Below are 14,082 nucleotides of genomic sequence, written 5' to 3'. Positions count from 1 at the left end.
AAAAGCTTAATAACTTAAAATAATGTTTACAGAATATAAAAATTTACCCCATAGTTCTCGTGTTTGGATATATCAATCTAATAGAGAATTTACGCAAAAAGAAGTAACATTCATATCTAAGAAAGCTGTAGATTTTGTAAACCAATGGACACGTCATGGAGATGATTTAAGGGGGTCATTTACTATTAGATATAACCAATTTTTAGTGTTGGCGGTAGATGAGAGTTTTACTAATGTTTCTGGTTGTTCTATTGATAGTTCTGTTCGTTTTGTACAGCAATTGGAGCAAGAATTACAATTAGATTTAATGAATAAAATGAATATTACCTTTAAAGATAAAGATATTATTAATCTAGTAAAGTTAGCAGATTTTCAAAAATTTGCAAAAGCTCAAAAAATTACTCCAGAGACTATAGTATTTAATAATATGGTAAACACTAAAGCTGATTTTGAAAACAAATGGGAAGTTCCTGCAAAAGAAAGTTGGCACAAACGTTTTTTGGTATAAAAATTGGTTTATAGTGTAACTAAGTAGGCAAACGAGTTGCGTTAGGGATTGAGCGGTTTGTTTGAGCTCTTTTTTAGGTATCGGTTTGGGTAATTCTGCTTTTTAGCAGAATTGTACCGAAAACAAACCTAAAAAAAGCGAGTAGCGAAAGCCCGTTAAAACGCCCTAAAAAAAGAAAATTTTAGAATGCATAAAAATTTACTATTCCTTTTATTAATACTCTCATTAGCTTTAAACGTAAGTGCTCAAGGTGTAGATCCTTTAGTTGCCAAAGATACAGAGGCGCAAAAGATTTGGGTAGATAGCCTTTTAAATACAATGACTTTAGATGAAAAAATTGGTCAGTTATTTATGGTACAGGCTTATTCTAATCAAGATAAAAAGCATGAAGATTTTATTACAGAAATGATTACCAAATATCATGTAGGTAATTTAATTTTTATGCAAGGAACACCAGATAAACAAGCCGTATTAAATAACAAATATCAAGCTGTTTCCAAAATACCATTAATGATTGGTTTTGACGGAGAATGGGGTTTAGATATGCGTTTAAAAAACACCTATAGATTTCCTTGGAATATGACCTTGGGGGCTATTCAAAATGATTCATTAATCTATCAATTTGGAAAACGTCTAGGTAAGCATTGTAAACGATTGGGTATTCATATAAATTTTGCTCCTGTTGTAGATGTAAATGTAAATCCTGATAACCCAATTATTGGTAACCGTTCTTTTGGAGAAAATAAAGAAAATGTAACCCAAAAAGCAATTGCATTTACACAAGGTATGCAAAGTGAGGGGGTTTTAGCCAATGCCAAACATTTTCCGGGTCATGGAGACACAGCTTCAGATTCTCACCACACGTTACCTGTTTTAAATTTTGATATAGCTCGTTTAGATTCTATAGAGTTATATCCTTATAAAAAACTATTTGACAAAGGTGTAGCTAGTGTAATGACTGCGCATTTAAGCATACCAAGTTTAGAGTCTGATGATAGATTGCCAACATCATTATCAACAAATGTTGTTACAAACTTATTACTGCGCAAATTGGGTTTTAACGGATTGATAATTACTGACGGATTAAACATGAAAGGAGCATCCAATTATGCTTCATCTGCAGAGATTGACTTGGCAGCTATAAAAGCTGGGAATGATGTTTTGTTAATTCCGCAAAATGTACCCGAAACTGTTAGGTTAATTAAAACAGCAATTCAATTAAAAACCTTAACAGAAGCACGTATAAATATTTCTGTAAAAAAGATTTTAAAAGCAAAATATTGGGCAGGTTTACACCAATACAAACCAATAGTTTTAGATAGTTTACAGCAAGATTTAAATACTGCTACTGATGAAGTGTTGCATAGAGAATTAGTAAAAAATTCACTTACAGTTCTTAGAAACAGAAACCGAGAAATACCAATAGGTAGTTTAGAAAATAAAAAGATTGCTTATGTAAAATTAGGTGATGGTTCTGGAAATCATTTTATAAAAATGATGCAGAACTATACCAAAATTGATGTGATTTCTGATAACAATTTAGATGGGTTACTTAAAAAGTTAAAACCTTATAATTTAGTAATAGTTGGTTATCATAAATCTAACCTGCACCCTTGGAAAAGTTATAAATTTAAAGACCAAGAATTGGTATGGTTACAAGAGATTGCAAGAGCAAAAGAAATAATTTTAGATATTTTTGCAAGCCCATATAGTTTGTTGCAAATAAAAACATTTGTAAATATAGAAGGTCTACTAGTGTCTTATCAAAATAGCAAATTAGCCCAAGAAATATCTGCACAATTACTTTTTGGAGCTTATAAAGCAAAAGGTAAATTACCTGTTTCAATTCATAATTTTTTTCCAGAAGGTGCTGGTTTAACTACAACCAATTTAAGCAGGTTTGAATATACGATACCAGAAGCCGTAAACGTATCTTCAGAAAGATTAAAAAAAATAGATTCTATCGCTAAGATTATTTTAAAAGAAAAAATGGCGCCTGGTTTTCAAGTTTTTGCTGCCAAAGAAGGTAAAGTATTTTTGCAAAAAAGTTATGGTTATCACACAGATAAACAGCAAACAAAAGTTCAAAACTCAGATATATATGATGTAGCCTCTTTAACCAAGATTTTAGCAACATTACCTTTAGTTATGAGGGCAGAAGAAGAGCAAAAAATAACTTTAGACACTGCATTAAAAGATATTTTACCAAGCTTTAAAGAAAGTAATAAAGATACAATTACAGTTAAAGAAATTTTATCTCATAACGCACGTTTACAAGCATGGATTCCGTTTTATATTGCAACTCAAGACAGCATAACAGGTAAGAATTTATCAGAATTTTACAATTCTAAAAAAACAAAAAAATATGCAGTTAAGGTTGCAGAAAATTTGTACATCGATAAAAATTACAAAGACAGTATTTACAAATACATAAGAGAAATAGAGCAGAGAGAAAAAACTGGCTATAAATATAGCGATTTGGGGTATTATCTTTTTAAAGAAATCATAGAAAAAGAATATGAAAAACCACTAGACAAGTTGGTTAACAATGAGTTTTATAAACCTTTGGGGGCAAACAGAACAACGTTTTTACCGCTTCAAAAATTCCCGAAATCTCAAATCGTTCCAACAGAAAAAGACGATTATTTTAGAAATCAATTGTTACATGGTCATGTGCATGATATGGGAGCAGCAATGTTAGGCGGTGTTGCAGGTCATGCAGGCTTATATGCAAATGCCAATGATGTGGCAAAAATAATGCAAATGTATTTGCAGAAAGGATTTTACGGAGGTAAACGTTATTTAAAATCTGGAACTATAGAAAAATTTAACATGCGCTACTATTCTGATGACCAAATACGTAGAGGTTTGGGTTTTGACAAGCCCCAGCTAAATAAAGATATAAAGGCAACCTGTGGTTGTGTTTCAGACGCAAGTTTTGGCCATTCAGGATTTACAGGTACTTATGCTTGGGCAGATCCTCAAAGTGGTTTGGTGTACGTTTTTTTGTCTAACCGAGTATATCCAACCATGAAAAATAGAGGTTTGGTAAAACACAATATTAGAACAGAAATACAGCAAATACTTCAAGATGCTATTTTAGATGAGTAGCTGTTTCCTGCTTTCCACTATATCTTTTTTACAAATAAATGCACTACAATTTTAGTTTTAAAAATTAATTGTGTTCTAAAAAAATAAGTTTCATATACAAAAAAATATAAAAAAGGATGCCGTTTAAATCAGGGCTAAACTTGTTTGTTATTATCTTTTAGTCAGAATTTTCTGTGTTTGTTGGGGCATTTTTAGAGTATAGATAAACCAACAAAATAGAGGTGACTAAATATATTAAAGCTATTTTCCACCCCAAAAAAGTATTTACTACTAGTGCTTGCACACCATAAAATAGCGGAAATGTTATAGCATTAATTCCAAATCTAAAAGTATCTACAAATTCTATCTCATCGATTTTTTTTGCAACGGTTTTCCAAATTAAAAAAGGAAAAAAACTATTTATAAAAATACAATAACGCAACAATTTTAAATTGTTTTTTTGCTTTGGTTGAGTTGCTATAAAACTATTTTCTTTTAACAGTGTATTTATAAGTGTTACATTGGTAAAATCTACATTAGCACTATCTAATTTTGCAACAGTTTTTTGGTAGTGCTCATCATTAGGTATATGCACACTCAATTGTTGTAATTGATTGCTTACTTCATTTTTTAAAGCCACCACAGAAGCATTCAACTTCTCTGGGTTATAAAAATCATTTGATAAAATAGGTGTGCCATATTTTATAGCAACACTGCACGGGTATTTAGATGCGTTTTGGTAGGTTAACCCTACAGGAATTATTGTAATTTTTAAATCATTGTATTTTTCTAATGCACCAAAAACTATTCTTGTAAACCCTTTGCTTAAAGGTCTTATGGTTCTTTTTCTAAGATGACTTCCTTCAGGAAAAATCATTAATGTTTCTCCTTTTTTAAAAATTTCAAAACAGTTTTCAAAAATCTCTTTGTTTTTACCCAATTGACTTGCACCATCACGAATTCTATATATTGGCATTAAGTTTAAAGTACTCAATAACTTTTTTACCAATGGCTTTTTAAAAACTGCAGCTCTAACTAAATAATGATTTACTCTGGGTAAATGTGTAGTTACTAACAAAGGGTCTATTAAGCCATTAGGATGGTTAACCATGAATAAAACGGCTCCTTTTTTAGGAATGCTATTTTTACCGATTACTTTTATTTTTTTTGCATAAAAATGCAAGCTTATTTTAAGAAATAGTTTCCATAAGTGATACCAAATTTTTTTCAAAACACCCTATTTATTTAGATACTGTTTTTGTATTAGCCGTTTCTTTTTTAGTTGTATTGCCCCAATAAGTGGCTAAAGCCATTCCAGAAAAAACATCCCAAATTCCCCAAAAAGCCGCTAAAAGTGCCATTCCTCCTAAACCTTCAAAGAAACCAAAAATGAGTAACAACCCTAAACCACCATTTTGTATACCTGTTTCTATAGCTATAGTTTTGACATCTTTTGTACTTAATTTAAAACCTTTAGCCGTAAAAAAACCTAAGACAAAGGCAAAAATGTTATGAAAAATTACCAAAAACAATACATGATGTATGTGTGTAAAAAAAATGTCTAAGTTTTGTGAAAAAGCAATACCAATTAAGGCAATAAAAACCAACATAGATACGGGTTTTAATACCTTTTCAAGTTTTGCTGCAATTTTAGGAGTATTGTGTTTTATAAACATTCCTAAACCTAGAGGAATTCCCAAAATCAAAGAAACCAATGTAAATAAATCATAAGGGTTTAAAGAAACTGTTTTTAAAATTTCATTTGTTGGTGGGTATAAACTCCCCCAAAAATGTAAATTAAACGGGGTCATAAAAACACAAATTAACGTAGCAAAGGCAGTTAAGCTTACAGATAAAGCTGCGTTACCACCTGCCATTTTACTAAAAAAATTAGACACATTCCCACCAGGACAAGCAGCAATCATGATCATACCCAAGGCAAAACTAGGATGAGGTCTTAGTACTAAAATAGCCAAAAAAGTTGCAGCGGGCAATAAAAAAAATTGAGATAAGACACCTATAAAAACAATTTTAGGGTTTTTAAGCAAACGTTTAAAATCGTTAATAGTAATGCCTAAGGCAACACCAAACATAATAATAGCAATAGCAATGTTTAGCACCCACAACCCCTCTGTGTTAAAATTTATTTTAATTTCATCGATGGTTAATTCTTGTGCCATTATTAACTTTTTATACCTAGAGTTATTAAAATACACTTAATTTTTAAAAGCATATTCAACAATATTAGCGCCCATTTTTAAGGCTTTTTCTCTAACTTCTTTAGGGTTATTGTGTATAATTTCATCTTCCCAACCATCACTCAAATCTGTTTCATAATCATAAAAAACAACCAACCTACCTTCATAAAATAGTCCAAAACCTTGAGCAGCATTTTTATCGTGTTCATGAATTTTTGGCATTCCGTTAGAGAAAGCAAAGGTTTGATTGTAAATAGGATGATTTGTAGGTACCTCTTTAAAAGTTAATAAAGGAAACACTTTTTTAAGCTCTCTTCTAATATACTTATCTAACCCATAGTTGTCAGAAATGTGTAAAAAACCGCCAGAAATTAAGTAATTTCTTAAATTGTTAGCATCATCATCAGAAAAAAGAACATTACCATGACCAGTCATAAATAATAGAGGGTAATTAAAAATATCATCACTATTTACTGCTACAGACTGCGGGTTTTTAGCAATAGTAGTTTTGATGTTTTGATTACAAAAAGCTACTAAGTTTGGAATAGCAGTTGGGTTTGCATACCAATCACCACCGCCATCGTATTTTAAAACTGCAACTTCTTGAGCGTTATTAAAAAATGAAAGTGAAATAAAAAAAATATAAAAAAAATGTTTCATCAATGGTTTGTAATAAGATTACAAAGCAAGATAAGAAAAAGTTATTGATTTATAATTGCAACGGTATGTACTGCAACCAAAGCAGCAGTTTCTGTTCTTAGTCTAGCCTCTCCTAAAGATATAGGAATACAGTTGTTTTGTATTGCTTTTTGAATTTCTACGTTAGAAAAATCACCTTCAGGACCAATTAAAATGGTTGCTTTCTCTAAAGGTTTAATTTCTGATTTAAGCAGTTTCTTAACTCCTTCTTCACAATGAGCAATATAAATTTTACCATCAAATTTTTGAGTTATAAAATCATCAAATTTTAGAGGTGCATTTAATTGTGGTAAGGTAAATTTTAATGATTGTTTTAGGGCAGATTGAATAATTTTTTCAAGACGATCTAATTTTACAACTCTTCGTTCTGAGTTTTGACAGATTATTGGTGTAATTTCATCGATTCCTATTTCTGTTGCTTTTTCAAGAAACCATTCTATTCTATCATTATTTTTGGTAGGAGCAATGGCAATATGAAGATGATAGTTCCATGGTTTTTGCTTTTTTTGATGACGAATAATTTCGGCTAAACATTTTTTATCGCTAGCAATTGTAATTTTAGCATCAAACAAAAAACCCTTACCATTGGTAATGTTTAAAATATCACCTTCTTTTTTTCGTAATACTCTAACAATATGTCTACTTTCTGTTTTGTCAAAAGTAATTTTTTGGGTTTCTGTTGTAATATTTGCGTTGTAAAATAGTTGCATGTTATTGAGTTGCAATTTTTTTTAAGACTATAAAAGTATAGTGTTTTAAAATCTTGTTTTATAATTTTTAAACGTAATTATAAAATACTTTTTTTATAAGTTCTTCTTCTTTTATGGGTAATAGGATTAAAGTTTTCCCAAATTCTTCTAATGGCCTCGTTGTCTTCTAATTCAGGAGTTCTAATACAGTTAACAATCCCTTTTTCTTCAAATGTTTTTTGATATTGTTGAAAAATAATAGCATGTACGCCTTTGTTTTGATATTCTGGATGTACGCCTATTAAGTAAAAAATCATATCCTTTGCATTTTTTCTAGCATTGAGTAAATGAAAAAGTCCAAACGGGAAAAGCTTACCTTTAGCCTTTTGCAATGCTTCAGAAAATGAAGGCATCACAATAGCAAATGCTATAAGTTTATCGTTTTTATCAGTAACAAATTTGATGTACTCAGGATTAATAAACGAAATGTATTTTTTCTTAAAAAAGGCAATTTGTGCATTAGATATAGGTACAAAAGTAGAAAGTTTTGAATACGATTTGTTAAAAACTTCAAACATCTCATCTACGTAAGGCAAAATGTCTTTGGTTTTTGTAAAGTCTAACGCTTTTAGTTCAAACCTTTTTTTTATAATATTACTAATTCTAGAATAATATTTACCATCAACTTTTTCAAATTTAAATTTGTTCTCTAAATACTCTTTTTCTTTTACAAAGCCTAGTTGTTCTAAGTGATTTTTGTAATATGGATGGTTGTACCAGGTAATCATTGTTCCAATATGATCAAAGCCATCAATTAAAACACCAGTTTTGTCTAAATTGTTAAAGCCAACAGGACCTTCTAGGTATTCTAGGTTGTGTTTAAGTCCAATCACTTTCACCTTATTTAACAAAGCTTTAGAGACTTCTATATCGTCTATTATATCAAACCAGCCAAAACGCATTTTTTTAATGTGTTGTTTTTCAATTTCAAACCAATTTATAATTGCAGCAACTCGTCCAACAACAATACCGTCCTTTATTGCTAAAAAAAAATGTGCCTCTGCGTTTTCAAATACAGGATTAATCTTAGGGTCAAAATTATCTACTTCATCTTTAATAATAGGAGGAACCCAATATTTGTTATTTTTGTATAAAGAAAAAGGAAATTTAACAAATTGTTTCATTTCCTTTTTTGATGTTATTTTTTGAATCGTAATCATAATGCAGGTACCAATTAATTTCTTTTTCGACTTCTTTTAGATCTTTTACGAGTTTTCTTACTATTTTTTTTCTTGAATACACCAAAAATACGAGAAAAGAATCCAGCATTCTGTTTTTTATTATATCGGGTTATTGGAGAATCTTTAATTTCTTTACCATTTTCATCAAGATTTTTAAAGGAATCTTGATGCTTGTCAATTCTATAAGAAAGACCAAAAGCAGTATAAAAACCTTCTGCTCTTCCTTCTGTTAAATATCTTGCAGAGGTATTTATTTGTAAGTTTTTAGTGAAAAGATATGCTAACCCTAAACCAATATTATTATTGTTTTGGTATTTTTGAAAAACACCTTGATTTTCAAAAAAAGTAGACCACCTATCGCTAATATTTTGAGTTACAGTAATAATATAAGACATTTCTTTAAACTCAGTACCAACATTATCATAGAAGAAATTGGTTACAATGTTTAAGTCTCTACTTAAGTTATTTTGTAAAAGAAGTCCTATTTTAGGTGTAACTTTACCAACCTTATGAATATCGTTAACAGCATCTGTGTTAATACCCATATAAACAGCAACAGAAGGTATAAACCTTTTGTAATCAAAAGCATGTCTTCTTTTCCAACTTCTAATTTCTTTAGATTTATCTGTATATTTTTGTTGAAAAACCAAATATTTAGCACCAAAAGTGAGTCTACTTAATCCTGTAGTAAAATATTGAGAGGTAAATATATTTTTAAATGCTACTTTATCTCTTTGATAAGTCAGTTGAGTATTAAGCTCTAACTTTTCTGAAAGAAAACCAACTCTAAATAAAAGATCTGTACCAAAAGATTGGGGTCTAGAAAAGGTAGGTTCTATACTTGTATTTCTTAAAAAAAGGTTACTTTCAAATTGATAAACTCCCGTTCCTACAGCATAAGGACTTTCAGAAAATCCAGGTTTGTTAGAATTAATTACGTCTGTATATTGTGCGTTAGTTGAAAAAAATCCAAATAAAAAAAACACAAAAAAAAGACGTAAATAAATAGGCTTCATAAATTTTAGCATGCGGTTTTAAGAGTACCAATCAATTATCACAAACATAGTTTAAAAAACCTGTTTTTAAAAAGCAAAATATACTTTTTTGAGTTTATGAAAGTTTTATAGCTTGTAAACGCTTCAATTGTATTCAAATTGTTATTTTTGATTGATTTTTTTATAAACACTATATTTAATGGGGTTACTGAAAACGATATTTTTTTTACTTCTATTTTACTACGCTTTTAAATTTTTAGCAAAACTTTTTGCACCTTTTTTAATGAAAAAAGCTGCCGAAACCATTCAAAAGAAAGCACAACAGCAATATGGAGGACAACAGCAACAAAAAAGCACCGTAAGAGAAGGAGAAACAATTATAGATAAAAAACCTAGAAATCAGCAACAAAGTAAAGATTCTGTTGGTGAGTATGTTGATTTTGAGGAAATAGACTAATTATGAAATTACAAAAGTTCTTTCCATATCTCATTGCAATTGTAATTTTTGCTTTGGCTTCTATCTTATATTTTCACCCTGTTTTAAAAGGGAAACAGCTTCATCAATCAGACATAACTCAGTTTAAAGGAATGGTGAAAGAAATTAAAGATTACAGAGCAAAAAATAATGAAGAACCTTACTGGACAGGGGCCTCTTTTAGTGGTATGCCAGCATATCAAGTAAGTGCCTATTATCCTAATGACTTTGTAAGAACTGTAGATAAATTACTGCGTTTTTTACCAAGACCTGCAGATTATACATTTCTGTATTTTTTAAGCTTTTTTATTTTAATGATGGCATTAAAAGTTGAGTGGAGGCTTGCTGTTTTAGGAGCTCTAGCCTTTGGTTTTTCTACGTATTTAATTATCATTTTCGTACCAGGCCATAATGCAAAAGCGCACGCGATAGCCTATATGCCCTTGGTTTTAGCGGGAGTTTTATGGGTTTTTCAGCAAAAATATGTGTTAGGTTTTTTGGTTACGGCTTTAGCCATGGCTTTAGAAATCTATACCAATCATCCGCAAATGACTTATTATCTTGGTTTTTGTTTGTTGATATTAGGAATTGTAGAACTCATAAGCGCGATTAAAGAAAAAACATTGTCTAAATTTATAAAGCAAGCAGCTATTATTATAGGAGCTGTTATTTTAGGAATCGGAGCAAATGCACCTCGTTTAATGGCAATGAAAGAATATGCAGACAAAAGTACAAGAGGAAAATCTGAATTAACAATCAATCCTGATGGATCACAAAAACAAGCTTCTAAAGGTTTAGATAAAGCCTATATAACTGAGTACAGTTATGCAAAATTAGAAACGTTTAATTTGTTTGTGCCTCGCTTTATGGGAGGTGGTACAACAGAAAGGCTAGATGAAAGTTCTAGTTTTTATAAAACAATAAAAGAAACAGCAGGAAAAAGAGTGGCAAAAGATTACGCTCAACAAGTATTAACCTATTGGGGAGACCAAACTATTATAGAAGCTCCTGCTTATATTGGCGCAGTAATTTTTCTGTTATTCTTTTTAGGGATTTTCTTAGTAAAAGGAAAAATAAAACAATGGTTAGTTGCAGCAACAGTATTTTCAATTTTAATGAGTTGGGGACGTAATTTTGAAATTTTAACTAACTTTTTTATAGATTATTTTCCTTTATACAATAAGTTTAGAGCAGTGTCTTCTATACAAGTTATTGCAGAATTATGCGTGCCTATTTTAGGTGTCTTGGCATTAAAAGAATTCTTTTTAACCCAAAAAACCAATACTGAAAAACAAGAGGCATTAAAAAAAGCGGTTTACGTTTTTGGAGGTTTAATTGTTGTTGGATTTTTATTGGCGCATGGTTTTTCAACTTTTGAAGGTATAAGAGATAACCAATATAGTCAAATACCCGGTTTGTTAGAAGCAGTTATAGCAGATAGAAAAGACATGCTTCTTTCAGATACATTTCGTTCTTTACTACTTATGTTACTAACTGCAGGTACATTATGGATGCTTTTAAAGAACAAATTAAAAAATGTCTACGGAATTTTGGTTATAGCTGTTTTGATTTTGTTCGATTTGATATCAATCAACAAAAATTATGTGAGCGAAGATGATTTTAAATCAGTCAGAAAGCTACAAAAACCATATACAGCTTCTAGAGCAGATGAATTAATTTTACAGGACAAAACTCATTTTAGGGTAGGTAATTTTACGGTAAACCCAATAAATGATGGGAGTACGTCTTATTTTCATAATTCTATAGGTGGTTATCATGCTGCCAAATTAGGGCGTTATCAAGAATTGTTTGAGTATCAGATAGCTAAAAATAATATGCAAGTGCTAAACATGTTAAACACCAAATATTTTATTATTGGTAATGACAAGGGTGAAAAACAAGCACAATTAAATCCTGATACTAATGGAAATGCTTGGTTTGTTAAGCAACTACTAAAAGTAAATTCAGCAAATAAAGAAATAACAACTTTAGATTCTTTAAATACCAAAACTACTGCTGTTATAGATATTACAAAATATTCAGATGAAAACTTGCCAGTAAATCAATTCAATGCTACAGGTAGTATAGCGTTAATAACTTATGATGTTACTTCTTTAACCTATCAATCTAAAACAGAAGAGCAACAATTTGCAGTTTTTTCTGAGATTTATTACAAAAATGGTTGGAATGCTTATGTTGATGGTAAATTAACACCTCATTATAGAGTAAATTATGTGTTGAGAGGGATGGTTGTGCCTGCAGGAGAGCACGTTATAGAATTTAAGTTTGAGCCTAAGGTGATTCAGCAAGGAAAAGCGATTTCGTTATCCTCTTATGTATTGTTGATTTTGATAGGGTTAGGGTGGTTATTTTTTGTATTTAAAAGAAAAGCTTAGCCTAAGTTTTTGATAAATTCAGAAGGTGTAATGCCTTTATATTTTTTAAACGCTCTAGTAAATGCAGATGCATTGGTGTAGCCAATTTGCTCTCCGAGAAATTTGATTGTATACTTTTTATGGTCTTTTTCTTTTTCAAGTTTATTAATTAAATATTCTATTCTTATTTCAGTTAAATACTCTTTAAATGACTTTTGAAACTTTTTGTTTATTACATAAGAGATATAAGTAGTATTGGTATTTAATTCATCAGCCAAAATCTTAATATTGAAATCTGATTTTAAAAAGTTTGACGAGTTTTTCAGGTCTTTTAAACCTTGTAAAATACTATCTTCTATTTCAATATTTATATTGTATTCTTTCTTTGCAGTTGGATTTACTATTTGTTGATCAAATTTTTCTACCTTACTTAAATGGGGTGTTATTTTTTTAGATTTTCTAACAAAAAAAACAATAATCAATAACGTAAAGATTATGATAAAACCAATCAATTTTTGATAGTCAAACCTTTCTTTTTCTAAAATTTTCTTGTTTAAATCTTCTATATTCTTCTTATTATAAAGAAAATGAGTTTTATTCACACTATTTTTATTTTTTTCTAATATTTTTATCTCATTTAGGGTATGTTCAGAATATTTAAAAGCACTATCTAATTTTTGTTTGATATGATATTGATTTGCTAAAATATCATATATGGTAATTAGTTTTCTTTTGTTAATCTCTTTGCTACGATAATTCTTCAAATATTTTTTTGCATAAACTAGTGCAGAATCAGAATTATTTAAATTATGAAAGCAGATAGCTTTTAAAGAATTTATATTTTGTGAAGTATTAAATTTTTTCTGATTTTTAGAGTATTTGTTTATGACTTCTAAAGATTTTTCATATTCCCCCCTAGCCACTAAAACGTTAGCTTCTCTAAGTTGGAATAATGTTTCTGTATTTTCATGTTTAGGATCAAATTGTTTGGCAATATCATAAGCCTTTTTAAAATAAAAACTGGCAGAGTCTAAATCGGTACTATCAAAAGATTTATGATAATTCAAATAAGATTCTCCAAGTAGATTTAAAAAAGCAGATTGATTTCGAAGCATAAAATACTTAGCTTCTTCAGTATTGGTATAGTATTTTTTTTCTATAAGTTTTTGATATGTCTCAGGAAGAGATTCAATAGCTCTTTTATATACTGCCCTAGAAACTTCATGAAAACCTAAAATATCTTTTATAATTGCTAAGTTTATTTCTGCAGAAATAGTATTTATATCTGATAGAATATGATTTCTACCAAAACCTCGTATAACTTTTTTTCTTTTTATAGCAGTTTGATATGCCTTATTATATTGTTTTTTATTTTTATAGATCCAAAAAAGTCTAGTTAAAGCATTAGATTTAGTAACTATCAGACAGTTTTTTTTTGTTTTTTGTAAATCTTCTAAAACTTGTAAAGATTTTTGTTCAGCAGTTTTATAATCTCCCTCAAGGTATTTTGCTTTTGCTTCAAAATTAATTTCATCGTAAATAGTACAAGAGTCTTTTGATTGTTCTAATTTTTTTGAATAATATAGAATAGTGTCATTATTTAAATATACTTCCTTAGAAATTGATCTTGAATATTTAGCGTAATTAGATTTTTTTTGTCCACAAGTATATTGAACTAAAAGAAATAGTATTATTAAGTTTAAATATTTTGTTGTCTTAATTTTCAAAATAATTTTTAGCGATAGCAAAAATATTGATTAAAATTTTAAGAAAAAAATACTTTGCTTTTTATAAATAGCGTTTAACAAATTC

11 protein-coding genes are annotated in these 14,082 nt (G+C 29.5%); 4 read left to right on the top strand and 7 right to left on the bottom strand.

The genetic code is table 11. The features are described 5' to 3' along the window. The first annotated feature begins 22 nt into the window (after positions 1-22). The gene (locus DUT90_RS02330) at positions 23-508 is read left to right on the top strand and encodes an ABC transporter ATPase (protein WP_114425107.1); all 486 of its coding nucleotides are present in this window, start codon (positions 23-25) and stop codon (positions 506-508) included. A gap of 186 nt (positions 509-694) precedes the next feature. Further along, positions 695-3,619, top strand: coding sequence for a glycoside hydrolase family 3 N-terminal domain-containing protein (locus DUT90_RS02325; RefSeq protein WP_114425106.1), 2,925 nt, complete (start codon positions 695-697; stop codon positions 3,617-3,619). A gap of 157 nt (positions 3,620-3,776) precedes the next feature. Here DUT90_RS02325 and DUT90_RS02320 read toward each other — a convergent pair whose 3' ends face one another. The 6 genes from DUT90_RS02320 to DUT90_RS02295 all read right to left on the bottom strand — a co-directional run bounded on the left by DUT90_RS02320 (position 3,777) and on the right by DUT90_RS02295 (position 9,441). Next, entirely contained in the window at positions 3,777-4,829 is a 1,053-nt protein-coding gene (locus tag DUT90_RS02320; RefSeq protein WP_114425105.1) for a lysophospholipid acyltransferase family protein, read from the bottom strand. 10 nt (positions 4,830-4,839) lie between these two features. Continuing rightward, positions 4,840-5,778, bottom strand: coding sequence for a bile acid:sodium symporter family protein (locus tag DUT90_RS02315; protein WP_114425104.1), 939 nt, complete (start codon positions 5,776-5,778; stop codon positions 4,840-4,842). Between the two features lie 36 nt (positions 5,779-5,814). Then, positions 5,815-6,456, bottom strand: a complete 642-nt coding sequence (locus DUT90_RS02310) for a DUF4159 domain-containing protein (protein WP_114425103.1) — start codon at positions 6,454-6,456, stop codon at positions 5,815-5,817. Positions 6,457-6,497: 41 nt separating this feature from the next. Then, positions 6,498-7,205, bottom strand: a complete 708-nt coding sequence (locus DUT90_RS02305) for a 16S rRNA (uracil(1498)-N(3))-methyltransferase (RefSeq protein ID WP_114425102.1) — start codon at positions 7,203-7,205, stop codon at positions 6,498-6,500. Between the two features lie 77 nt (positions 7,206-7,282). After that, entirely contained in the window at positions 7,283-8,404 is a 1,122-nt protein-coding gene (locus DUT90_RS02300) for a GTP cyclohydrolase (RefSeq protein WP_114425101.1), read from the bottom strand. Between the two features lie 14 nt (positions 8,405-8,418). Further along, a complete protein-coding gene (locus DUT90_RS02295) occupies positions 8,419-9,441 on the bottom strand; it encodes a transporter (RefSeq protein ID WP_114425157.1) in 1,023 nt (340 codons plus the stop codon). Between the two features lie 178 nt (positions 9,442-9,619). Here DUT90_RS02295 and DUT90_RS02290 point away from each other — a divergent pair, with 178 nt between their 5' ends. Further along, positions 9,620-9,877 carry a DUF4834 family protein gene (locus tag DUT90_RS02290; protein WP_114425100.1) on the top strand — a complete coding sequence of 86 codons (258 nt, stop codon included), beginning with the start codon at positions 9,620-9,622 and terminating at the stop codon, positions 9,875-9,877. Between the two features lie 2 nt (positions 9,878-9,879). After that, entirely contained in the window at positions 9,880-12,291 is a 2,412-nt protein-coding gene (locus DUT90_RS02285) for a YfhO family protein (protein WP_114425099.1), read from the top strand. Here DUT90_RS02285 and DUT90_RS02280 read toward each other — a convergent pair. Further along, entirely contained in the window at positions 12,288-13,997 is a 1,710-nt protein-coding gene (locus DUT90_RS02280) for an AraC family transcriptional regulator (protein ID WP_114425098.1), read from the bottom strand. The two genes, DUT90_RS02285 and DUT90_RS02280, sit on opposite strands and share 4 nt — an antisense overlap. Positions 13,998-14,082: the final 85 nt, after the last annotated feature.

Origin of the sequence: Polaribacter sp. WD7 (genome assembly GCF_003335085.1) — a bacterium.
Classification (GTDB): Bacteria; Bacteroidota; Bacteroidia; order Flavobacteriales; family Flavobacteriaceae; genus Polaribacter.
This window is presented reverse-complemented; position numbering and strand designations above follow the sequence as displayed.

Excerpts from the sequence above, each read along its gene's own strand:
- DUT90_RS02300 (WP_114425101.1), bottom strand. The coding sequence starts at position 8,404 with ATGATTACGATTCAAAAAATAACATCAAAAAAGGAAATGAAACAATTT.
- DUT90_RS02305 (WP_114425102.1), bottom strand. The coding sequence starts at position 7,205 with ATGCAACTATTTTACAACGCAAATATTACAACAGAAACCCAAAAAATT.
- DUT90_RS02330 (WP_114425107.1), top strand. The coding sequence starts at position 23 with ATGTTTACAGAATATAAAAATTTACCCCATAGTTCTCGTGTTTGGATA.
- DUT90_RS02290 (WP_114425100.1), top strand. The coding sequence starts at position 9,620 with ATGGGGTTACTGAAAACGATATTTTTTTTACTTCTATTTTACTACGCT.
- DUT90_RS02325 (WP_114425106.1), top strand. The coding sequence starts at position 695 with ATGCATAAAAATTTACTATTCCTTTTATTAATACTCTCATTAGCTTTA.
- DUT90_RS02310 (WP_114425103.1), bottom strand. The coding sequence starts at position 6,456 with ATGAAACATTTTTTTTATATTTTTTTTATTTCACTTTCATTTTTTAAT.
- DUT90_RS02295 (WP_114425157.1), bottom strand. The coding sequence starts at position 9,441 with ATGAAGCCTATTTATTTACGTCTTTTTTTTGTGTTTTTTTTATTTGGA.
- DUT90_RS02285 (WP_114425099.1), top strand. The coding sequence starts at position 9,880 with ATGAAATTACAAAAGTTCTTTCCATATCTCATTGCAATTGTAATTTTT.
- DUT90_RS02315 (WP_114425104.1), bottom strand. The coding sequence starts at position 5,778 with ATGGCACAAGAATTAACCATCGATGAAATTAAAATAAATTTTAACACA.